The following is a 20,834-nucleotide window of genomic DNA, read 5'->3' on the forward strand; positions in this document are numbered from 1 at the left end:
CCTTAATCAGGCCGTTTGTGATCCTGTGAATAATTTTATTTTATATTCATAAAAGTACTCCCTAAATCCCCATATGTCAATATATTTGGTGTTAGGGAGTCTTTAGGTTACAATAAATGGAGATTTAATCCTTTGATGAGGGGTGCCGTATGCATCATTTTAATGAGGTTTTCGTGCAGTTGCTGATTTTGCTTGCGATATCGATGGGTGTTATCTCGATAGCCAAAAAAATGAATCAGCCCTACTCTATTGCACTTGTTATTGTAGGCCTGCTGCTTGGTTTGATCCATGTGCCTGTGTTGGATGAAGCCGAATCGTTTATAACCCAATCGAATGTGTTTCAGGCAATCATTATCTCCCTGTTCCTTCCTATCCTTCTTGGAGATGCAACATTAAAGCTTCCGTTCTCGCATCTTCGTAAACAAGGAAAGCCGGTGATTGCCCTCGCGTTTGGCGGCACCTTGCTCTCTTTCCTTCTTATAGCTCTAGCCATGTATGGGTTTATGGGATTGCCTTTGATTGTTGCATTTACCTTTGCAGCATTGATGAGTGCCACGGACCCGATCAGTGTCATCTCCATCTTCAAATCATTAGGCGTACCGAAGAAAATTGTAACCATCATCGAAGGGGAGTCGCTGTTTAATGACGGAATTGCCGTTGTGTTATTTCAGATCTCCTCTGTTTATTTGCTCACGTACATGGAAATGGGTTGGGCGGGAATAGGCAGCGGTGTATTGCTCTTTTTGAAGTTTAGTATTGGCGGTATCGCTGTTGGAGGCGTGTTAGGATATCTGTTCTCACAGCTCATTCGCTTCTATGATGATTATCCGCTGGAGATAGCTTTCTCTATGCTCCTGTTCTTCGGAAGTTTCTTTATTGCCGAACATTTCCATGTATCTGGCGTCATTGCCGTTGTCGTGGGCGGCTTGATTTTTGGCAGTTACGGAGCGCGCATCGGGATGTCGGATACAACCAAGATGAATATTAATTCGTTCTGGGACGTCATCACGTTAATCGCAAATTCATTGATTTTTTTAATGATCGGTCTAGAAATCAAGCATATTAACTTCGCGGACAAGTGGGCGTTAATCGGAGCAGCCATTCTTATCGTTCTACTCGGAAGAACATTGGCCGTCTACGTAAGCTTGTACTTCCTGAAATCCTTCCCATCTTCATGGAAGGTGGTTTTGAATTGGGGAGGGTTAAAGGGCAGCTTGTCAATCGCTCTCGCCTTAAGCTTGCCCCCAACCTTCGACGGACGCGATGATATACTCGTTCTCACCTTTAGCGTTGTCCTTTTCTCACTTCTCGTTCAGGGGTTAACCATCAAACCTTTGGTTAAGAAGTTTGGATTAGCCAGCCCCGTGAAGGAAAAAGACGGGGCAGATATGTAAGAACCCTCCGTATAAGCAAAACAGAACATAAAACGAGTATAAGGTTCAGCCCCGGAGATCGAATTAAACGACTCCAGCTGAACCTTATTTTTTCGTATCCCGATTTGCAGATCGACCACTCTTAACCAATAAGCACTTTCTCTTCAGGCAACCGGTACTTTTGTTTGACTACTCTTTGCGACAGCGCGAAGGCCAGCGTTAAGGGGCCGAGTCTGCCGATGTACATGGTCAAAATGATGACTCCTTTACCAAAAGGAGACAGCTCAGGCGTCAATCCCATCGATAGGCCAACGGTGCCGAAGGCTGAGGTCACTTCGAACAGAACTTCCATAAAGTCCTTTTGCAAGCTATGCTCGCTTATGGTTAACAAGAATGTAGCGACAATCACAACGCTCACTGAGATCACCATGACGGCTATGGATCGGAGGATAATCGATTGGGGGATGCGTCGATTTAACAACTGCACGTCCTGCTTCCCCTTAATAATACTAATCAATGTGAATAACAGTACGGCAAATGTATTGGTTTTGATCCCGCCTCCTGTGGATCCGGAGGAAGCACCGATAAACATAAGGAAAATCATGAAAAACTGAGAAGTCGTCATCATCGCGGCTATGTCGATGGTATTAAACCCGGCCGTACGAGTCACCACGCCTTGAAAATAAGCCGCCCATACTCGCTCTCCCCAGCTCAAAGAGCCGAACGTACGGGAGTTGAACAACTCAATAATGAAAATTACGATAAACCCGGCTAAACATAGACATGCTGAAGTCGACAAAACGATTCTTGAATGAAGGGACAGCTTATTCCACCTTCTATGCTTCCATAAGTCCAGAACAACAGTAAATCCAAGCCCACCAATGATAAAAAGCAGGGTGATGACGATGTTGACCAGCGGGTCTCCCACATACCGGCTCAAACTGTCTGACCAAAGACTGAAGCCAGCGTTATTAAATGATGAGATGGAGTGGAACACCCCATAATAAATAGCTTGCCCCAAGCCCAGTTCCTCCTCCCAACGAACAATTAACAAGGCTGCTCCGACGAACTCGATAATGAGCGCAATCAGAAAAATACCTAGCGATAGCCTCACTACGCCTTGCGTTGATAATGCGTTAGTGGATTCTTGGAGGAGCAGTCGATTTTTCAGTCCAATTTTCTTTCCAAGCACAACGGCGATCAAAACTCCGAAGGTCATGAAACCAAGACCGCCGACTTGAATCAGGCACATGATCATGATTTGACCAAAAAGGGAAAAGTCGGTTCCTGTATCCACTACGGCCAATCCGGTTACGCACACTGCAGATGTTGAGGTGAACAAAGCGTTTAACCAACCTACACCTTCACCTGATGACGATGATATGGGCAAGGCTAACAAGATCGCGCCGATTACAATCGGTGCGGCGAAACCAAGAAGGATCAGTCGTGAAGATGATAGGTTAAACTGTTTTAATGATTTTAGCGGCTCCGATTTGCCTTTAGCCATCCTATTTTCCCCTTTCAGATACGACAGACCATGAAACCCCGTAGACTTCTTTGCGTAGTATATACCATAGTAAAGCATAATTTTTGCTGCAATCCAATGATATGATGTTGTTGACTGATCGCTAACTGTTTACTTTCAGCATGTTTTAGCATAATATTTATTACGATAAATTTCATACGCATGAATGCTTAATCCTCTATGAGGAACGGGGGAACCAACAAAGCGACTAAGCTTTAGGGGTGAATTCTTTCTGGATAAGAAGGAACGGGAACTCTCAATCCCGAATCCGACAGCTAACCTCGTCAGCGTCTTGGGAAAGAACACTCTTACTACTTTGACTTGTCCATGATCCGTACAGCCAAGGCCTAGAAGCAGATTTTTCTCTGCCTCCAGGCCTTTTTTGTTAAAGCTGTTGTGTTTAGAAAAGAAAGGAATGATTATTCTGCTTAACAATGAAAAGATACTGGTATGCGTGTATTACGGTCCAAACGGAGAACGTCTCATCCGTCGAGGCGGCGAATTAGCCAGACTTCTTCAGTGTCCCCTGTTTGTGTTGAGCGTTATACCCTTGCGTGAAGATGAGCTGGATCAGGCACAAGAAAGGTATATGGCTGAGTGGCAAATGAAATGCGACGAGTATGGGGCAACCTTCATTGTCAAAACGAATGAAGATCGCAAAGCTTCGGAAATCATAGCGGAAACCGCCAAGAATCATCAAATTACCCAGCTAATCATCGGACAATCCGGTCAAACGCGGTGGCAAGAAATTACGCGTGGTTCGTTTGTCAACGAACTCCTTAACCAGATCGGCGAAACGGATTTGCACATTGTAGCGGTTCAAAGGATGGATGATCAAATGGCTGACACCCATGAACGGGGAATTCGAGTCACTGTGTTCAGGGAGGGTTCTCATTATCTGCTTGGCGGTAAGGAATCCGGGGGCGATCCAATAGCCGAAGGTCTATTTTTCAAAGAGTTAAATACCGATTTTGACACCGGCTTGCTGAAAATAAAAACAGACCACGAGATCCAATATTTGAAAATAAGTCACGGAAAAGTGGTAGAGTCGTCTTTTTTCCAAAACAGAAAATTCTTTGATAAACCCGGCGATCAATAAAGAATGGGGGTGGAACTTGTGAGAAGAACATTTATGAATTCAAAAGATCGAAATACACAACATTCCGCTCCTGACACAATGGAGTTGTTTATCAACAAGCTTAAAAAAAATATGAGTCCCCCTCAACTCGTCATGCTTGTCTTTTTCACTTTAATAATAATCGGGACCACATTGCTCGCGCTGCCCTACTCTTCCTCCACCGGGAGGTCAATTGGTCTGCTGGATGCTTTATTTACAGCCACCTCAGCAATATGCGTAAACGGGCTCGTTGTCTTGGATACCGGTAGTGTTTTTTCAACTTTTGGACAAGTCATTATCATGATCTTGATTCAAATTGGCGGGCTCGGCTTTATGACCTTTGGCGTTATGGTTGCCATTGTTCTGGGGAAAAGGATTGGCTTGAAGCAACGAATGATTATTCAGCAAACCACGCATTCGACCTCGGCACAAGGTTTGGTTAAATTATCCATGTATATGGTACTCATTGCATTCGCGTTTGAAGCCTTGGCTACGATTGTCCTTACGCTCCGTTGGCAACAGGACGTCGGGTGGGGACAGGCAGCCTACTACGCACTTTTCCATTCCGTTTCGGCATTCAACAATGCCGGATTTGCCCTGTGGTCTGACAGCCTTTCTCCCTTTGTCGGCGATCCGATCGTCAATATTACGATTGTCCTGCTATTTATCATTGGAGGCCTCGGCTATATCGTCATTGTGGATGTATTCCAAAAACGTTCATGGAAGAAGCTTTCGCTTCACTCCAAGGTTGTCCTAGTCGGAACAGGAACGCTGTCCCTGCTCGGTTTTCTATTTATATACTTTTTAGAGAGCTGGAATCCGTCAACCTTTGGCCAATTGAGCGAAAGCGAACAAGTGCTGGCTGCTTTTTTCCAAGGCATAACGCCTCGAAGCTCGGGGTTTAACACGATAGATATCGGTAGCATGCTGGCGGCTTCTCAGTTTTTCATTATTATTCTGATGTTCATCGGTGCTGCTTCCGGAGGAACAGGCGGCGGTATTAAGATCAATACGCTTGTTGTACTCATCCTAGCTACGATCCAAACCTTTCGCGGGGGCGGTCAAATCCATGCCTTCAAACGCAAAATTGCAGGAGAAACCGTCATGCGCGCCCTGGCGGTTGTCATGAGTTCTTTGGTGGTCGTGCTGGGCGTTTCCCTGTTGCTGACCATCTCCGAAGGTATGCTCGAAGAACACTTCTTGGAAGTGTTGTTTGAAGCGACATCAGCATTTAGCACCACCGGTTTGTCGATGGGATTGACAAGTGAATTGTCCCCCGTAGGGAAAGTCATTGTAACGATAACGATGTTTGCCGGTCGTCTGGGTCCCTTAACACTGGCTTACGCATTGGCTCAGAAAAAACGCACATCCAAAATTGGTTATGCGGAAGATCATATCTTGATTGGGTAACTCAGGGTTCCCAATCAAGAATTTTCTTGTCCATTAACACCTTAACTTTTGGACACATATCCCTTGTTAAAGGAATTCTCTCAAAAGTGATGGTGTAGCCGTCTCTCAATAAAATCTACAGTTCGATCAACACCTCTCTCCTCTGAAATTTTATCTGACAGTGCCATTACATTGGCTGTCAATGTTGAATGACTGGTTAGCTCCGCTATTCGCTCAGCCAAACTGGCTACTGACATTGATTTTTCAGGAATCGGCTTTGTCGATACACCTAGCTCATACATACGCTTGGCCCAGAAGGGTTGATCCGCATTGAACGGGGATATGGTCATCGGCTTACCTGCTCTCAAAACGGCCGCTGTCGTCCCTGCTCCACCATGATGAATAACGCCTGCAGCTCGCGGAAACAGCCATGCATGCGGTGCTTCCTGTATACACAGGATGTTCTCGGCCCCATTACCGGATACTTGCATTCCACTCCAGCCAACCAGAATGATGCCGCGTTGCCCCGTTTGTCGTAAAGCCTGCATAGTCATCTCGAGCACATGGTCCGGATGCTTTAGAGGCATGCTGCTATAACTGATAACAATTGGCGGGGATCCTGACGCGATAAAAGACTCCAACTCCCTTGGTGGGTCCCAATCGGTATCTTCCAGAAACCAAAACCCCTCCATACAGACGCGATCCTTCCATTTCGGATCAAATGGAATAATCGAAGGACTGCAACCGTAAAGCACCGGAATATCGCGTCCATTTACGTGCAGATCATCGGAGAATAGACTTCGTGGAGGTAAATGTAACGTATCTCTTCTCCATGTATTCAACAATTTTTTGAAGGATAACAGCATGAAACGGTTGAGATGATAGCTTTTTTCATTTAACCATCGATTCCTGAAGGTGAAAGGTAAAAAGGGATTGGTGAAAGCGCCTGTCGGTGCAATGATCGGAATTGGATGGGCCGCAAATACGGGAATATTCAGCTTTTGGGCAATATCATATCCAGCGAATGCTTTGGGATGGTAGATGAGGCAGTCCGCATCTTGAGAAGCGGTCCACAGGTCATCGAGCATTTGCTGCATCATAGGATATATAAGCTTTTTCATCTGCTTCATAATCTCGAAGGGATTGCTGCCCAGCATGCGTTTCCCTTCTGCAGATTGGGCTAGTTTCATAATATTTGCCTGTATAGGCGCGAAACCGACACCATGCCCTCGAACGAAGCCTTCGAAATCCTGCGATGTGCATATAACCACGTCATGTCCGTTGTTCTGGAGACCTCGGGCAAGGGCAATGAACGGCTGTACATCTCCCCTTGTTCCGATGGTGAGCAACTTTATTTTCACTCTTTTCCCTCCTTACGATAAATGCCGTACCTTAATATGTCCAAATAGGGTTTCGTGTCTAAAGCCGCACTTGCCTCGAGTTCTCCTGTAGATTTCTCGTCGTACCGTTTGGTCATTTGCTTCGTAATTAGAGATTCAAGGGAAAGCAATACGAATTCGATTGCTTGCTTGGGATCGATTCCTTCCCTAAAACGGCTCTGATCGATCCTGCTTGCCAGGAGGTGTATGGAATCCTTGTTCATCTGTTGTTGTTTGAGCAGAAGATCCGCTCTCAGCTCTTCCGGCATAATCAGAAATGTTTTAGCCATAAATCCAAACCTGATGGGGTCACTTTTAAATACATCCATCTTTTTTTGAGATAATTGCTCTATCGCCTGAAACAGATCCTCGGAGAGATCCATAGGTGACGAAGTCAGTGAATGGTAGTAATGCTTTAAGCATTCATCCACCACCGTTAAATACAACGTTCTTTTATCCGAAAAATAATGAAACAAAATTCCCTTGGATACGCCAGCTGCTTTGGTAATTTGATTGGTTGAAGCTCCTTCATAGCCCTTGTGATAAAACTCCACTAAAGCTGCTTGCAAAATGGTTTGTTTTTTATCTGGCTCCATTGGTTTGTACGCCACCCCACCGATTGACCACCTGGTCAATATCATTTTGACCAAATTGTATTACACATTGACCACCTGGTCAATAGTGTGGTGACTTGCTTGCATCAAGCCAGGAAATCAGCGGCCACCTTGCGGTAAGACTCACGGATAAACACCAACTTCACAAACTAAATCCGGAATAAAAAAAGAAACATGACATGAAATGTCATATTTCTCCGCGAACGACACGAAAACCTTGATCGGGGCCAAAGCCATTGGGATCGAACTTCCCTCGGAAGGATATCTCGTTGTTGGTAACGTCGCCGATCCAACCGCCGCCCTTCACTACCCGGAAGGAACCGCTTGGACTATCCAATTCGCCGTGCCAGTCCCAGCACCATTCCCTTACGTTTCCAGACATATCGTAAATTCCTAACTCGTTGGGTTTCTGGGTACCGATCGATTTTGTTTGGTTCTGATTGCTCTCTATGATAGGCCAGTTCCAATCCCCAGATAGGTATTTGTCTCCGGCGTTTTTCCAATACCATGCGACCTCATCGGCATTATTGCTTCCGCTATACATGTAACCCTTGCTATTCTGACCTCCGCCCGCAGCGTATTCCCATTCCGCTTCTGTAGGCAACCGGTAACCGTTAGCTCCCTCATTGATCGTGACGGTCCATTTGATATCATCGTTATCGTTCTTATTATTCGCATCCTTTTTCACCTTGTCTATGTTGTAATACGGATTCAAGCCCTCCTGGATACTTCTTTGATTACAATACTCCACAACGTCATACCAGCTCACCATTTCTACCGGCAAATGATCGCCTTTGAATGCAGATGGATTACTGCCCATTACTTCCACCCACTCTTTTTGGGTGACCTCATATTTGCCGATGTAAAAGTTCGATAAGGCTTCTTTTTTATCAGCATAGTTAGACTGGTTGTTCTTAAAGGTCCCGCCTTTCACCAATACCAAATCATCCTTCTTTTCAGGCTGATCTTGCGAACAAGCGCTGATCACAGCCATTGCTGCTATTAAAAGGAACATTATTAGCTTTCTCATTGATAATTTCTCCTTTAAGCTAATAAAAAAATGAGAGCCCATTGTTGCCCGCAACTTGCCTGCCCGTTACGTCGAAGGCCGTTCGTCTCCGCGAAAAACGACCCGCAACGTATCCGGATTTAGGGCTAAACGAAGGGAACGGTCAATCGGATAGCCGAACTCCGTTTTCCTAAGAGATGCTCCCCTCCGTGTCCGTTAGTTGAGTTTACGGATGGCGATTGGCTACCATACCGTTACGTTAGAGCTTCCGCTGCTTTGATAACCCTCTGTTGCTAACACCTGATAAGACCAGCTGCTCCCCAGATTCATTCCTTTACTTGCCCATGCGTTCACGTGGTTGCTGAAAGTGATGGAGGAGTTGACCCCCGTCGCTCTTTTCGATTGTCGAACGCTCCAGTACTGGGCAAACGTTTGTGTTCCGTCAATGGAAGGTGCATTGTATCGCATGGTCGTATAGATGTCGTATGTGCCTCCATCACTTGTGACTGTCCCTTTATGTGTTCCGGTAGGGCGATAAGTACCCCAGCTATCTACGACGTAATACTCGATGAGTGCGTTTCTCGTCCATCCGTAGAGTGTCAAATACCCATTGCCGGACGGTGACCAGACGCCGGCATTGTAGTTAATCGTTCGGTTAGGCGATCCGGTATTCCAGCCTTTGCCGACAACGAAATTTCCGGTATTTTGCCATGTCACGCTGTAATTACCGCCGGAGCCGTTAACAGCATTCACCGTTCCGCCGCCATCGGTCCAATTTTGCCAATAGTCGGTCGCTGCACTTGAGGTTGTTGCAAACATACTAAAACTCATGGTAGCTGCAAGAATAACCGTCACCATTTTCTTACTAAACTTAAACTTAAACTTAAACATAATCTACCTCCTCTTATTGTTGAATTGTACCTTGCGTTGATTTTCTTGGCTGTGCTTAGCATGCGATTTCCCTTGTATTTTCCTTTTACCTCCTTTCCAAGTAAATTATAGAATGATAGCGGTTTCAAAACACTTAGCAAATTAAATATGATATCTAGATTATTTTACAATTTTAGGAACTTGCGAGGGCGGATAGATCATAAAAAAAGACTGCCGGAATATTACCGTCAGTCCTTCTATTTCACAAAAGTAGTATCCCCCTTATCCTTTTCCCTTGTTCCACCCGATGAATGGACAGTCTTTTCATGAATAGTCGCTCGTCTGACCTCCGAACCCCTTCGGCTTTCTTCTTATGCCCATTATGATGAAGATGAGATAGATTACGATCGCAATCGAATCGATTAACGTATCCGTAAGCGCCGATATGTTTTGTAATGCCGTTATACCAAGAATGACCAGCAGCCGGACGATCAGAAGCGATACGATGGTCCAGGCGGCGAAGTGGGTCTTTGATCGTTCACTTTGGAATGACATAAGAATGAACACAAAGCCGAAAATCAGATTTTCCGCCGTGATGATGTGCCATACATACATGAATACTGTTTGGGTGTCCATCGCTATCGCACTCACATGGAGCACTGGCAGCACAATGGATTGCCCGTTCCATGCGTGCGTAAAGGCAAACAGTATCGCCAGAAGGCCGGCAGTCAAAAAATAAAAATTCCTAACCTTAATGCCCATGACATCCCTCCTCAGATATTTCCGGTTCCTTCTTGTGAATAGAGCGGTAAAGCTCGCGAACGATTTCTGCCAGTCGTTGGTCGCTTTCATGATTAAAGTCCCTTAGCGTTTCGGCTGCTACGTCAAGCAACTGACTGACCTTTTCCAGATGGGCCATTTTCTTGCGCGTTTCTGCATTCTTGGCATCGAGGAACGAAGCAACCTCACGGCAATAAGCAGGATCTAGCTTCTCCTTCCTGTGGAATCCAATCGTTCCCTTGATCTCGTCAAGCGTAAAGTCCGCATACTGCATGATTTGGATATTCATCAAATCGATGAGGTCGTTCTTCGAATACCTGCGGTACCGATTGTCTTCACGGGATGGTGATACGATTCCTATCCGGTCGTAGTAGCGAAGCGTATCCTTTGGCATCCCAAGCAGCTGCGAAACTTCTTGTATAGAATAAAGTTTTTCCATGAATTCAAAATAACATTGGAGTAAGCTCCAATGTCAAGTCATAATGTAATTTCATTATCAGAGCAATCAAGCAATCGTTGGCATGAGGGCATATGATATTCCAGTAGGCTAGTCTCAATTGTTACGCTCATCGTTGCTGCCCTTTTCGCGCCCGCGTCAATGAGATCATCTGCCCTATCCGCGTCTAACTAATTAGGGGCTGACATCTCACATTCAGATAGGATGTGCTTCTTCCCCCACTCATCGAATCCAGAAGTTCAATCATGGTTCGACCCTTCGGTGTCAGCGTATATTCTACTCTAGGCCGAGGCTCCGGATACGATGTTCTATCGATGATTCCATCATGCTCAAGCTCACGAAGCTGTTCAGTTAATATTTTTTTCGAAATGGATGGTAAATGTCGCAGCAATTCGCTATACCGAACGGGGATTGAGTTTTTATACAAAAATCGATAGATTGGAATTTTCCATCTCCCGCTTAACATGGAAAATACGATCTCAACGGGACATTCATTTCGTTGAACAGGCATTACTTCGCCCCCCATTTTTATCCATAAGGTCAGGGTTCTTCTTAACGATCTCGGTTGGACAACGGTCGTTGATTTAGGTGATATTCGGCAAAGCTTACTACAAGAATCAATCATGCTTGCATGTGTGATTAGTGAAATTCAACTGCAATCGCCAGGGTCATCCTTTGCCCTTTTAAGACATTAAGTGTAAAACAACTGACTGGGCTATGACCTTAACTTAGCAAGTACTAGTGATTTTCACTTTCCGCTTGTTTTTTGATTGAATCCACAGTGAGAGTGAATGCTTCCGCTGCTTTATATGCATCTAATGCATTTTGAAGGCGTTTTACTTGCTGATTCAACTCGTTTCGATTGTCTTTGACCTTTATCATTGCACGTGCCACGTGAATCAGCTCTTCTTTTGCTGCGTTTATCGCACGATGATGAGCTTTTTCAATCATCTGTACGGCCATATGAGTGTAGATCGTCTCAAATTCCTTATCATCAATCCGCTGCTCACGGGCAGCCAAATCGCTCTCGCTAATTACCCAATCTCCAGAGTCGTTCTTCGAAGCGGCTAAGCGCCCATCATTTATCATGTTAAGAATCGTTTTGTAATGAACCCCAAGTAATAACGCTGCTTCTTTAGCATTCATTTTAAACACCTTCCCTTATCTCTTGTTATCCATATATTAAGTGATAATTAGAGGTAAGTAAACCGAGATATCTAATGAATGATACAAGAAAGAAGACTGCCGGCATTAGAGGCCGACAGTCTTTCTATCTTCCAAGCAGTATACTCTTCATCCTATTCGCTGGACAATTCCTTAAGCGATTTGATTTTACCATGGGGATGCTGTTCTTGCTTTCGCGACTTCCAGGCAGCTTCTTTCCTTCTCTTCTGGTGAGCCATGACAGATATCCTCCTTTGGAAACTGAATTGTATACCACTTACTTATATTGTCATTCCTCAGCTCGGTTCATTCATGGAAATCATATAGAGTCAATTGTTTTAAAAACAGTTATGTACTCGATGGCTTCTCTCTTATACAGGTCATGATCGGAGAAGGTGTGCGGCCTATGATTTCCTTAACAGCCCATTTAGCTTCACTAATCGGTTGGGGAAAGCGTCCGGCAGACCACCCGGAGTCACGTTTGAGGTCGAGAGTGTGGGTGATCTTGCTTACCGGGTTGGCGACTTATATCCGCATTGCCGTCCGTTCGCCTCTATTCTTACTGGGCCGTTAATATCAGCGGTCCGTCCGACGTGATTGCGATTGTATGCTCATATTGCGCCGACAGCTTGCCGTCAGCCGTTCTCGCCGTCCACTGATCGTCGTCGATCGTGATACGGAACGTACCTTCGTTGAGCATCGGTTCAATCGTAAACACCATGCCTTCCTTTAATCGAATGCCTTTGCCGGCTACGCCGATATGCTCGTAGTTCGGCTCCTCGTGCAGGCTCCGCCCGATCCCGTGCGCCAGCAGATCGCGTACGACGGAGTACCCGTTCGATTCCGCATGCTGTTGAATCGCCGACGTAATGTCGCCGAGCCGGCCTCCAGGGATTGCCCGGGAGATCCCCAGATCCAAGCACTCCTTTGTCACCTTCATTAATTTCTGTGCTTCCGGCCGGATATTGCCCACCGCATAGCACCAGCATGAATCGCCGAACCAACCGCCGTATTCCACGACGATGTCGAGCTTCAACAAATCGCCGTCCATAAGCGCACGATTCGAAGGAATGCCGTGGGCCACCACATCGTTAACCGAAGTGCAGGTTTCTGCGGGGAAACCGTTATACCCTTTCGTAAACTGCTTGCCGCCGAGTTTGGTGATGTGTCTGGCAACAAAGTCATTGATTTCGCGGGTGGTGATCCCAGGCTCGATCAGTTTGGCAACCTCACGGTAGCAGTCCGCAACGATTTGGCCCGCCGGCTTCATCTCCTCGATTTCCCTAGGTGATTTTAAGATGATCATCTATGTTTATTCACTCCTTATACTATAATTTTAAAAACATGACGATATCCTTGGCCTCTTCGTGCAGCTTACCGCGGCGAAGCGAAAGCGAGGCGCAGCCGACCAAGGCGGCCAGCAGCATTTCCGCGCGCTGTAGCCGATACAGCGGCTCTGCCGCGTTTCCGCCGGAAGCCGCAGCCCCGTCCTCCGCGCGCCCGGTTTCTAGCAGCTCGGCAAGAGGCGTGAGCACCTCCCGGCGAAAGGTGGCCAGGAGCGGGGCCGAGCGCGCTTCTGGCAGCGAGGCAAAGCTCTCACCGGCCAGCTTATGCAGCAGGTACAGGGCATGGTCCTCCGCCCAAAGCTGCAGCAGCCGGACGCCGGCTACCGCGACGGGGCCAAGCTCAGCGGCAGCGGCCGATTCGTGGCTTCTCATACGGGAATCCGCGGCAGCCGACTTTCCGGTGTCCGGCGCAGCAGCCAAGCCGAAATGCCCGCCCGATGGCACCTCCCCCGAAGCCGATGCAAGCGGGACTTTCGACGGATTCTTCACCAAGGCTTCTAACGCAGCATCTAGCGGAGCCTTCAGCCATCCACCGTCCCGCTCCAACGCATCCCATAGCAGATCGTGGAGTAAATCGCCTTTATTGCTGTAATAATGATATACCGTGCCATAGCCGAGTCCCGCCTGCGCGGCCACATCCCGGATTTCCAGTAAAGGACCTTTATCCAAAAACACATCGGCAGCGGCTTTCCGGATTTGCGCCAGACGCCGCAGCCGGATCTCTTCGTTTTGTTCCTTCGTGCGTGGAGTCATCTAGTCTCGTCACCTCATTTATTTTTGACCTACTCTTATGTCAATATAAAACATCAGCTTACGAATAACAAGTGATTAGTGTAGGATTTCAGGCTCAACCTTGAAATCGGTGTTTGACCAACGGGTTAACCTCGAACGAGCGACCTGGTTCAACATTGCTACACTAACGGTTGTCATAGTGTTTAATCGGCCCAAAAACGATGCAAGCTTCAAACCTTAAAAGGCAGCCGCTCATACTGGTCGGCTGCCTTCAACGCATTATTCAGCTATCGTTCCAGCTCGCTTAGGATAGCTTAGCAATAGATTAGAGTTGTTCCTTTTCCTTCATCCATTCTTTGTATTCCGGTAAAGTATATTCATCCGTTTTTACGACAGCCCAATGATTGTTCTTATGTTCTAAGTAGAGCTTAATTAAATGCTCTCCTCCAGACTCATCAAAATCATCTCTCATATAAACTATACTTGCATGAATGAGAACTTCCACTTTATGATCACTTATCGTTTTCACTTTCATTCGTTCATAACCTTCAATGTTGTAATTGGCATCCAACAAATGAACATGTTGATTTAAGGATTCAACCTCATTTTTCTCTATATTGATTCCTAGTTTGAGGTCAACATTCTCTTTAAGATCCGGGTAATGGTCCCATAAAATATGTATATCCTTGTTAACCACGGCTTGCGTTCTATAATACATGTACTCTCTGACTGGCGTTATATATTTCACCCAATCCGACGGCTCTGGCTCTACAAAACCTGCTAGATCTGATTCAGCAGTGAGGTTTTCTATTGAGCTCGTATTTTGCTGACACCCGATTAAAGATACGAATAGTACAATCATTATAGTTCTTAATAGTAAAATCATGTTCTCTCCCCTTCATTACTTAATTACTTTAAGTTGCATCGTTGATTCCCATGAGTATCTGTTTTGCGTAAGCATTCCAGTCTGCTTCATCTGTGTTGATCTCTAGAGTGGGAATAAGCGATTGTTTCGCACACATGCGAAGTTGATTCTGGTCCTCTAAGAACTTCTGACAAGCCTCCGTAACTGTGGAGTGATTGTTCATCACATATGATTTCCAAGCGTCGCCACGACTTTCAATATACCTTGACTCCACTGCATCTTGAGAAAGTGTTAAAAGCACACAATGAGCATTCAGTCTTAATAAGCGTTTTTCTAACACCTCAATGTCTGAAGAATTTGAAAATGCCGCTCGATGATTTAAATGGAATCTTTCCAAAAGATAGAATATTCCGTTTGATGGTTTCGTATGGCCTAGTGAATCAATCCAATTGTATTGTAGCTCAAGATAATCAACATGACGATTTAACAGGTCAATATGTTCATCCTTATCCATGGATCTCAGGACGCCTTGGTATGAATGCAAAACTTGCGAATAGTGTTCACTTATTGCAATTATCGATTTTCAACATTATTCGCTTGACTATGTATTCCCCTGATTGCAGAAAACAATGATGTTTTTCCAGCAGTTGACACCCCTTCGATAATGACTCCCCGAATCAAAATTCCAACCCCTCTTCTATGGTTCTTGACAACCATTTTACCACGTATTAGGAAACACGAGCATAACCTGCTTCACGACAATCCTGACCGTCCATTTATGATTCGATTCTGTTTCACGTCAGACAATCATCAAGATTGCTTATGAAACACAAAAAAATCGCCGAAATGGCGACTTTTTAGATCCCTGCTTTATGATTCTTGCGTGTTCTCGTCACTTTTGTATTCTAAAATATCTCCAGGCTGGCATTCCAGCGCTTTGCAAATAGCTTCCAACGTTGAAAGCCTAATGGCTTTTGCCTTTCCGTTTTTCAATATAGACAGATTGGCCATGGTTATTCCAACTCTCTCCGAAAGCTCGGTTACGCTCATTTTTCGTTTAGCCAGCATCACATCAATATTGATAATAATCGCCATAGTTATCACCTCAGACCGTCAAATCATTCTCAGATTTTATATCAATTGCCTCTTTTAAAAGCTTTTGAAGAACAGCAGCAAAAACGGCAATCACCATGGACGCAAAAATCAGGGCCATTCCGATGATTATGATGCCTGGGGCATCGTCTTTCTCCGCTATCAGATAAAAGAGCGGCATGCCTACCACAAACAAGCTGCTGATTATGGTTGCACAGTTTTTTATATTCTTTAGAACGCGTACGGATAATTCCGAGAAAGCTTTGTTCTTGTCAATATAGCCTAGAAGCTTATACGCCTGATACAAAGCAAAGTAAAACGGTATCGCGGTTGCATACAAATCGATGAAAACAAGATATCTCAAATAAGTATGATCTGGATACAATTCTGCAATAAATTCCGCTATCTCTGGTACCACAAATATGCACAGAGCTAGAACTGGAATTCCAATAAGAATTACAGCAATCCTTAAAAATAATGTGGACCCTCGTTTCATAAAAAAGCACCTCACTTCATGATTATGAAATTGATTTTAGCAATTTATTTATCGTTTTGCAATAAATAATTAATGTTTATGATTATATTTATATTGTTATACTGATATCTCCAAGGAAATACTTACATTGAAACGAAATCAATCTGAATCACCTCACTTACTGCCCCCCTTACTACCACCTAAAAAATACACCCTAAAATACGTGGGTGTATTTTTATGATTATTCAGTTCATTTTTCTATATAAGTTCATGGATGCCTTTAGTTATTTAAAATGGGTATTTCTCCAAGGAGTTTCTTCAGGTTGATGGAGTCCCACGGCAAATGCTCTGTTATACCTAACCCAACGACATCGGTTTCTTCTGATAGTTCTTTAATCAAACGCAGTAGTTGAGGCAATTGCATGGTTCCCTTAGGAGATAAATTAAAGGGTTCTTCCGGGTTGGCGAATAATACCGAACGAAAAGCCTTCGGATCAAGCACGTCTAAATCAAGATGAATAGCCAGATGTTTAATGCCGCTTTCTTTGATCCATTCTTTTATTGATTCTGTGCTGCTCGCTAACTCCTTCGTTCCGGCCGTTCGAATACCAAGCCTTTGAATCATTTCCGTGTCCGGTTCTGTAGGTGCTACACCTAATCTTTGAAACGCTTCAGAAATTACAGCAACTTCTTCTTCTGTAGGAGCCGCTAATCCCGCAATAAAGACATTTTCAGGTTTTAGCGGGGTTTTCACATGTTTTGCGAACTCCTCATCTCCTTCTCCCAAAAGATTCCCGAGAGGTACTGCGTGCCCGTTATCATAGCCGACATAATTGACCAAATCAGAGTGAGCATCGATCCATACCAAACCTAATTCCCCACCGTACCGTTCGTTTAAATAGGCAAATGGAGCTTGTTCAACTAGGCAATCACCACCAAACATGATAACGCGATCCGGCTGATGAGCCTCAATAAGATGATGAGCAGCCTTTAGCTGTTCAAGCAGCTGTTGTCTTCCATTCATACCGTTCTCGTTTTCGAGCGGAGTTCCATCATAAGCTTGAACAGGTACACGGATAAGGGGTTGATCATTGTCCGGAGCCAGCCAAGCAAGCAGCTCGGCTCCAAAAGAGTAGTTCGGGTTGTTTCCTCCTTGCCATTGTGGCATTAACAGACGTATTGTTTTTTTAGTCATTTGTTTCTCTCCTTTACATCAAAGTAAGGTTAGTATAGACTGAGCACAAATATAAAAGTAGTACGCACATTTATGATAGGTACTACCCGAAAGGATAGTGTATCAGTATGAGTATGGAGGAATTTAAAGGTAAAGTTAAGAATGTCCAAGACACACCTTTTGGTTATACCATTTCGATTATTGGCGGCAAATGGAAAATGGTGATTATGTACCTCTTGGCTGAAAACCAAACGGTTCGCTTTAACGATCTGAAAAGACAAATAGGAGCGATCACTTACAAAACATTGAGCTCACAGCTCAAAGAACTGGAAGCGGATGGTCTGGTGACACGCAAAGAATATCCTCAAGTTCCGCCAAAAGTCGAGTACAGTCTTACAGATAAAGCGGAAACTCTATTACCCATTTTGGAACAGCTATGTGAGTGGGGAGTAAAGAACCAACATCATTGAGCCCTATTTTCTTGTTGCAAAAAAGCCGCATAAAATGCGGCTTTCAAGGGTTGATCCGTTGAAGCAGAGAATTAAAGTCGTAAAACGGTTATTAGCTCGTCGTTTTCGATTTCGCCGTTGTCACGGAAGCCGTAGCTTTCATAAAGCTTTTTGGCGGCTGCGTTATCAGCCTTATAAGAAATCCAGCAGTAATGTGCAGGCCCCGCAGGAAAGGTACGGACAAATTCCAAGATTTTTTTCATGGCTTCCCGACCATAGCCTCTGTTCTGGAATTGCTTGTCAATCATCAGCCGCAGGATGCAATAGCTGTCGTCTGCGATTGTCGGAAGTTCATATCCGGTGATTCTGTAGGTAATCATAACAAAACCAACCGGCTGCTCATCCGCGTAAATGGCAAATGGAAATGGCTGCCCCCCATTGGTTGCAAGGACATAACACGAAGCCACGCTCGATAAATTGGACGCTACGAAGCGCCGTTGATCTTCTGAGACCTCCAGATTAAATATGGCACGTCGGTTTTCCAACGTGATTTTCCTGAGTGTTATCATGCAAGGTTTCTCCCTTCATTATCTTGGGTTGATCGTTGCGCCGCGGTCGCTTATATAACATACAATTTATCCAAAAAAAGTAATAGACTTATATAGAAATTTTTTATAGAATATTATGTATCCATGCCTTTTTTAGGTTAGTATGAATTAACCGGCACATTATTGTGCCGGTTTTATTTTTTTGCTCATATAAGCTGCGTTTTAGCATTCATGTTGATGGATCAACCAGATGAACGGTATCCCATTTTCATCGTTGCCGCTTATACATCTGTTACACCACTTTCTGCTGACGGATATATAGAGGCGGAGGCTGAAGATACATTTAATTAAGTGAATCCCCTTAAAGCAGACATTGTTGAAAACCCATAAGGGAAACTAATCATCTTTAGGGGGTTATGAGGAAGAAGCTATTTAACCAACTCCGTATGGACCGTGGTTCCGCTATTTGTAAGAAAAGGTGCTGAACATAGGGTTAGGCGGACACAGGTTCCGCTATTGCCTGCAAATCACAGCAATAATAAGAAAAATCCGAGAATAACGGATTCTGTGTCCGCGAATCGGTGATTTCGGTACAGTTGTTGGGAAATAGCGGATCTCCTGTCCGCATACAGCTATGCACCAATACATCCTTGCACACTATCCATCAATTGTCCGACGCGTTCACATTAATGAATCGGATTCCAGCTCTTTCGGGAAAATGGGGCTCCGCGCTTATCCATTCTATCCTCTTATTCAGTCTGTCCGCTTAGCCATTGTATTAGCGGAGAGGCTTTTGAAATTATAGAATCTGGATCATGCGTCGGTTCAAATTGCGGAAAGAAGTCAGGAAACATGGCAAGGTATTCGCTTACACACCATCGAACCGTCCAATTGATATCCGTTGACAATGGAATCCACTTGGAACCTTCATTTTTCCTTGCGTCTTGCAATAATGCATAGGCATACCAACCACGGACGCCGCCTTCCGATTCCTGAGCTAATCGCTCCCAGAAAACCTCTCGCTCATATTCGTTTATGGGCTTTTCCAAAGCACAAACAGCGATTTTTCTTACGATTGGCGAGCGATCGAATGAATATTGCCATAAAAGGTTCCGTGAGCAAAGCTGCCTTTCCACGAGAGTAGATAGGGATACCGCCCTTTTGATGTCATCTTGGGAATGTAGTGCGATATGTGTGTCCCTGATCCGCAGGGACTGTAAAGCTACTTGGGGTTGATTCGTTATCTGACCCAATTCAATTGCGGTTTTTGTTTTGGCGACGTTAACCCTGGGGGGCTAGATTATCGTAGCCATGTATACGATCACCGTATGTCGTCAACGCAGTGCGTAGAGTTGCTGCATCTAAACCTTGAAATGTAGACATTAGGTATGCTGCGACTCCGGTTACGAGTGTTGCTGCGCCTGATGTTCCCTCATAATAGGAAACGACATCTGCTTTTTTAATGAATTCACAAAAAGGAACGGTCAAGTATACTCGTGGTGCTAGAACGTCAGGCCTGAAGTGCCCCTCGGCATTTCGTCCATACGGTTCATCGGGAAATGGTACATGGATGTGGCGCTCTGCGTGGCCTCGGTCATTGTATCCCCCCACGGCTAGATATTCGCGAGGCGGCAACATATTCGCTGTTCTCGTATTCCCATTTGCACAGACCACAAGAACCCCACTTCTAACGGCTGAAGTTAGTGCCTGAACCGTGCTGTTTTTGCTTGTGCTTTTTAGATATACCTGATGATCTAGTGCATGCCATCCCGTACTTAATATGATTCGAATATTCCATTCTTTCTGCTTATTCAATATCCACTCGATCCCGGCTTTTAATCGTTCTCCTTCCCCAATCTTGAACGCCCCATGATTAAGCACGATATAATGTGCCGCCGGTGCAATGCCTATATGCGTTTTTCCTTGGAAAACAAAAGGTTTATGAGATAGTGCCAATAGTGTCATCAACCCATGCTCACCACTAGCGTCTTCATGTTCAAGGGACTCTTCTAAAGCAATATTTCGGCATGTAATGGAGAAGTCGTCATGAACGGTGACGTATTGTAATCGATCGCCTAAATGCTGAAGTGCAGGATGAGGGGTAATTGTATCAATGATGACGATACCCATGTTTTTCCCGGATTCCGTAAAATCCGGAGCTTCTGAAAAGCCTAGTCGTGCCCACGTAGGTTCAGGTAATACTCTCATGGATTCATGCTCCTTCTAAAGCAATATACATCTTTAGCTTATTGCTTGATCATTCATTTGGCTAGTTGAATGAAGTAACAAAAAACAACCCCGAACCTAATATATCTTCGGGGTTGCAGTCTATAATAACATGTTTATATGTCGCTGATACGATTAAGCGCTATCAATTCTTTTAGCCCTGATCCTCTTCATAAGTAAATGGTTAACTTTCACTTCCTAGCAGCATTCTATAAGCGGTCCGAAGCCATTTTTGAAAATATGTACTTTT

At 44.8% G+C, this 20,834-nt stretch carries 24 protein-coding genes and 1 riboswitch; of the genes, 4 read left to right on the forward strand and 20 right to left on the reverse strand.

Annotated elements, in window-relative coordinates:
* Positions 1-149 precede the first annotated feature (149 nt).
* Positions 150-1,394 (forward strand): cation:proton antiporter, encoded by a 1,245-nt coding sequence (locus BJP58_RS05095; protein ID WP_194543061.1) that lies wholly within the window; start codon positions 150-152, stop codon positions 1,392-1,394.
* A gap of 121 nt (positions 1,395-1,515) precedes the next feature.
* Here the strand turns inward: BJP58_RS05095 and BJP58_RS05100 are convergent, their stop codons facing one another.
* The gene (locus tag BJP58_RS05100; RefSeq protein WP_194543062.1) at positions 1,516-2,880 is read right to left on the reverse strand and encodes a TrkH family potassium uptake protein; all 1,365 of its coding nucleotides are present in this window, start codon (positions 2,878-2,880) and stop codon (positions 1,516-1,518) included.
* A gap of 175 nt (positions 2,881-3,055) precedes the next feature.
* Positions 3,056-3,203, forward strand: a riboswitch (cyclic di-AMP (ydaO/yuaA leader).
* A 77-nt stretch (positions 3,204-3,280) separates the two neighbouring features.
* Between BJP58_RS05100 and BJP58_RS05105 the strand changes: the two genes are divergently transcribed.
* Both BJP58_RS05105 and BJP58_RS05110 read left to right on the forward strand, forming a co-directional pair.
* Positions 3,281-3,997 carry a universal stress protein gene (locus tag BJP58_RS05105; RefSeq protein ID WP_233354969.1) on the forward strand — a complete coding sequence of 239 codons (717 nt, stop codon included), beginning with the start codon at positions 3,281-3,283 and terminating at the stop codon, positions 3,995-3,997.
* Positions 3,998-4,075: 78 nt separating this feature from the next.
* Positions 4,076-5,425 carry a TrkH family potassium uptake protein gene (locus BJP58_RS05110; RefSeq protein ID WP_374198236.1) on the forward strand — a complete coding sequence of 450 codons (1,350 nt, stop codon included), beginning with the start codon at positions 4,076-4,078 and terminating at the stop codon, positions 5,423-5,425.
* A gap of 80 nt (positions 5,426-5,505) precedes the next feature.
* Here BJP58_RS05110 and BJP58_RS05115 read toward each other — a convergent pair whose 3' ends face one another.
* The 16 genes from BJP58_RS05115 to BJP58_RS05185 form a co-directional block, all read right to left on the reverse strand.
* The gene (locus BJP58_RS05115; protein ID WP_194543064.1) at positions 5,506-6,765 is read right to left on the reverse strand and encodes a glycosyltransferase; all 1,260 of its coding nucleotides are present in this window, start codon (positions 6,763-6,765) and stop codon (positions 5,506-5,508) included.
* Complete coding sequence (locus tag BJP58_RS05120; protein ID WP_194543065.1) at positions 6,762-7,379, reverse strand: TetR/AcrR family transcriptional regulator; 618 nt, start codon at positions 7,377-7,379, stop codon at positions 6,762-6,764. The genes BJP58_RS05115 and BJP58_RS05120 overlap by 4 nt, the downstream gene beginning before the upstream one ends.
* Before the next feature lie 205 nt (positions 7,380-7,584).
* The gene (locus BJP58_RS05125; RefSeq protein ID WP_194543066.1) at positions 7,585-8,427 is read right to left on the reverse strand and encodes a formylglycine-generating enzyme family protein; all 843 of its coding nucleotides are present in this window, start codon (positions 8,425-8,427) and stop codon (positions 7,585-7,587) included.
* A gap of 222 nt (positions 8,428-8,649) precedes the next feature.
* Positions 8,650-9,297 carry a glycoside hydrolase family 11 protein gene (locus BJP58_RS05130; protein WP_194543067.1) on the reverse strand — a complete coding sequence of 216 codons (648 nt, stop codon included), beginning with the start codon at positions 9,295-9,297 and terminating at the stop codon, positions 8,650-8,652.
* Between the two features lie 303 nt (positions 9,298-9,600).
* Positions 9,601-10,038, reverse strand: coding sequence for a hypothetical protein (locus BJP58_RS05135; protein WP_194543068.1), 438 nt, complete (start codon positions 10,036-10,038; stop codon positions 9,601-9,603).
* Positions 10,028-10,495, reverse strand: a complete 468-nt coding sequence (locus tag BJP58_RS05140; RefSeq protein WP_194543069.1) for a MerR family transcriptional regulator — start codon at positions 10,493-10,495, stop codon at positions 10,028-10,030. The genes BJP58_RS05135 and BJP58_RS05140 overlap by 11 nt, the downstream gene beginning before the upstream one ends.
* Positions 10,496-10,679: 184 nt before the next feature.
* Positions 10,680-11,138, reverse strand: a complete 459-nt coding sequence (locus BJP58_RS34230) for a winged helix-turn-helix transcriptional regulator (RefSeq protein ID WP_442953952.1) — start codon at positions 11,136-11,138, stop codon at positions 10,680-10,682.
* A gap of 113 nt (positions 11,139-11,251) precedes the next feature.
* Entirely contained in the window at positions 11,252-11,659 is a 408-nt protein-coding gene (locus tag BJP58_RS05150; protein WP_194543071.1) for a helix-turn-helix domain-containing protein, read from the reverse strand.
* Positions 11,660-11,811: 152 nt separating this feature from the next.
* Positions 11,812-11,916: a DUF6254 family protein gene (locus tag BJP58_RS33530; RefSeq protein ID WP_015735743.1), complete on the reverse strand. Its 105-nt coding sequence runs from the start codon at positions 11,914-11,916 to the stop codon at positions 11,812-11,814.
* 320 nt (positions 11,917-12,236) lie between these two features.
* On the reverse strand, positions 12,237-12,983 hold the full coding sequence (gene map, locus BJP58_RS05155; protein ID WP_194543072.1) for a type I methionyl aminopeptidase: 747 nt from the start codon (positions 12,981-12,983) through the stop codon (positions 12,237-12,239).
* Positions 12,984-13,005: 22 nt separating this feature from the next.
* Positions 13,006-13,776, reverse strand: coding sequence for a TetR/AcrR family transcriptional regulator (locus tag BJP58_RS05160; protein ID WP_194543073.1), 771 nt, complete (start codon positions 13,774-13,776; stop codon positions 13,006-13,008).
* A gap of 304 nt (positions 13,777-14,080) precedes the next feature.
* A complete protein-coding gene (locus BJP58_RS05165) occupies positions 14,081-14,641 on the reverse strand; it encodes a hypothetical protein (protein ID WP_194543074.1) in 561 nt (186 codons plus the stop codon).
* A 28-nt stretch (positions 14,642-14,669) separates the two neighbouring features.
* Positions 14,670-15,134 (reverse strand): hypothetical protein, encoded by a 465-nt coding sequence (locus BJP58_RS05170; RefSeq protein WP_194543075.1) that lies wholly within the window; start codon positions 15,132-15,134, stop codon positions 14,670-14,672.
* 356 nt (positions 15,135-15,490) lie between these two features.
* Positions 15,491-15,715 carry a helix-turn-helix domain-containing protein gene (locus BJP58_RS05175; protein WP_071220789.1) on the reverse strand — a complete coding sequence of 75 codons (225 nt, stop codon included), beginning with the start codon at positions 15,713-15,715 and terminating at the stop codon, positions 15,491-15,493.
* A 10-nt stretch (positions 15,716-15,725) separates the two neighbouring features.
* Positions 15,726-16,208 carry a DUF2975 domain-containing protein gene (locus BJP58_RS05180; RefSeq protein WP_194543076.1) on the reverse strand — a complete coding sequence of 161 codons (483 nt, stop codon included), beginning with the start codon at positions 16,206-16,208 and terminating at the stop codon, positions 15,726-15,728.
* Positions 16,209-16,467: 259 nt separating this feature from the next.
* Entirely contained in the window at positions 16,468-17,382 is a 915-nt protein-coding gene (locus BJP58_RS05185; RefSeq protein WP_194543077.1) for an arginase family protein, read from the reverse strand.
* A 107-nt stretch (positions 17,383-17,489) separates the two neighbouring features.
* On the opposite strand from BJP58_RS05185, the gene BJP58_RS05190 reads away from it, so the two are divergent.
* Positions 17,490-17,831, forward strand: coding sequence for a winged helix-turn-helix transcriptional regulator (locus BJP58_RS05190; protein WP_071220787.1), 342 nt, complete (start codon positions 17,490-17,492; stop codon positions 17,829-17,831).
* A gap of 71 nt (positions 17,832-17,902) precedes the next feature.
* Here BJP58_RS05190 and BJP58_RS05195 read toward each other — a convergent pair whose 3' ends face one another.
* The 3 genes from BJP58_RS05195 to BJP58_RS05205 form a co-directional block, all read right to left on the reverse strand.
* Complete coding sequence (locus BJP58_RS05195) at positions 17,903-18,379, reverse strand: GNAT family N-acetyltransferase (RefSeq protein ID WP_194543078.1); 477 nt, start codon at positions 18,377-18,379, stop codon at positions 17,903-17,905.
* 728 nt (positions 18,380-19,107) lie between these two features.
* Entirely contained in the window at positions 19,108-19,494 is a 387-nt protein-coding gene (locus tag BJP58_RS05200; protein ID WP_194543079.1) for a hypothetical protein, read from the reverse strand.
* Positions 19,495-19,639: 145 nt separating this feature from the next.
* A complete protein-coding gene (locus tag BJP58_RS05205; protein ID WP_194543080.1) occupies positions 19,640-20,566 on the reverse strand; it encodes a S8 family serine peptidase in 927 nt (308 codons plus the stop codon).
* Positions 20,567-20,834: the final 268 nt, after the last annotated feature.

Source organism: Paenibacillus sp. JZ16, from assembly GCF_015326965.1.
Lineage (GTDB): Bacteria > Bacillota > Bacilli > Paenibacillales > Paenibacillaceae > Paenibacillus_AQ.

Bases quoted from the DNA above. Each gene is read 5' to 3' on its own strand.
- BJP58_RS05130 (WP_194543067.1), bottom strand. From the start codon at position 9,297: ATGTTTAAGTTTAAGTTTAAGTTTAGTAAGAAAATGGTGACGGTTATT.
- BJP58_RS05165 (WP_194543074.1), bottom strand. From the start codon at position 14,641: ATGATTTTACTATTAAGAACTATAATGATTGTACTATTCGTATCTTTA.
- map (WP_194543072.1), bottom strand. From the start codon at position 12,983: ATGATCATCTTAAAATCACCTAGGGAAATCGAGGAGATGAAGCCGGCG.
- BJP58_RS05120 (WP_194543065.1), bottom strand. From the start codon at position 7,379: ATGGAGCCAGATAAAAAACAAACCATTTTGCAAGCAGCTTTAGTGGAG.
- BJP58_RS05180 (WP_194543076.1), bottom strand. From the start codon at position 16,208: ATGAAACGAGGGTCCACATTATTTTTAAGGATTGCTGTAATTCTTATT.
- BJP58_RS05125 (WP_194543066.1), bottom strand. From the start codon at position 8,427: ATGAGAAAGCTAATAATGTTCCTTTTAATAGCAGCAATGGCTGTGATC.
- BJP58_RS05170 (WP_194543075.1), bottom strand. From the start codon at position 15,134: ATGGATAAGGATGAACATATTGACCTGTTAAATCGTCATGTTGATTAT.
- BJP58_RS33530 (WP_015735743.1), bottom strand. From the start codon at position 11,916: ATGGCTCACCAGAAGAGAAGGAAAGAAGCTGCCTGGAAGTCGCGAAAG.
- BJP58_RS05095 (WP_194543061.1), top strand. From the start codon at position 150: ATGCATCATTTTAATGAGGTTTTCGTGCAGTTGCTGATTTTGCTTGCG.
- BJP58_RS05110 (WP_374198236.1), top strand. From the start codon at position 4,076: ATGGAGTTGTTTATCAACAAGCTTAAAAAAAATATGAGTCCCCCTCAA.
- BJP58_RS05140 (WP_194543069.1), bottom strand. From the start codon at position 10,495: ATGGAAAAACTTTATTCTATACAAGAAGTTTCGCAGCTGCTTGGGATG.
- BJP58_RS05135 (WP_194543068.1), bottom strand. From the start codon at position 10,038: ATGGGCATTAAGGTTAGGAATTTTTATTTTTTGACTGCCGGCCTTCTG.
- BJP58_RS05100 (WP_194543062.1), bottom strand. From the start codon at position 2,880: ATGGCTAAAGGCAAATCGGAGCCGCTAAAATCATTAAAACAGTTTAAC.
- BJP58_RS05195 (WP_194543078.1), bottom strand. From the start codon at position 18,379: ATGATAACACTCAGGAAAATCACGTTGGAAAACCGACGTGCCATATTT.
- BJP58_RS05160 (WP_194543073.1), bottom strand. From the start codon at position 13,776: ATGACTCCACGCACGAAGGAACAAAACGAAGAGATCCGGCTGCGGCGT.
- BJP58_RS05205 (WP_194543080.1), bottom strand. From the start codon at position 20,566: ATGAGAGTATTACCTGAACCTACGTGGGCACGACTAGGCTTTTCAGAA.
- BJP58_RS34230 (WP_442953952.1), bottom strand. From the start codon at position 11,138: ATGATTGATTCTTGTAGTAAGCTTTGCCGAATATCACCTAAATCAACG.
- BJP58_RS05150 (WP_194543071.1), bottom strand. From the start codon at position 11,659: ATGAATGCTAAAGAAGCAGCGTTATTACTTGGGGTTCATTACAAAACG.
- BJP58_RS05175 (WP_071220789.1), bottom strand. From the start codon at position 15,715: ATGGCGATTATTATCAATATTGATGTGATGCTGGCTAAACGAAAAATG.
- BJP58_RS05185 (WP_194543077.1), bottom strand. From the start codon at position 17,382: ATGACTAAAAAAACAATACGTCTGTTAATGCCACAATGGCAAGGAGGA.
- BJP58_RS05190 (WP_071220787.1), top strand. From the start codon at position 17,490: ATGAGTATGGAGGAATTTAAAGGTAAAGTTAAGAATGTCCAAGACACA.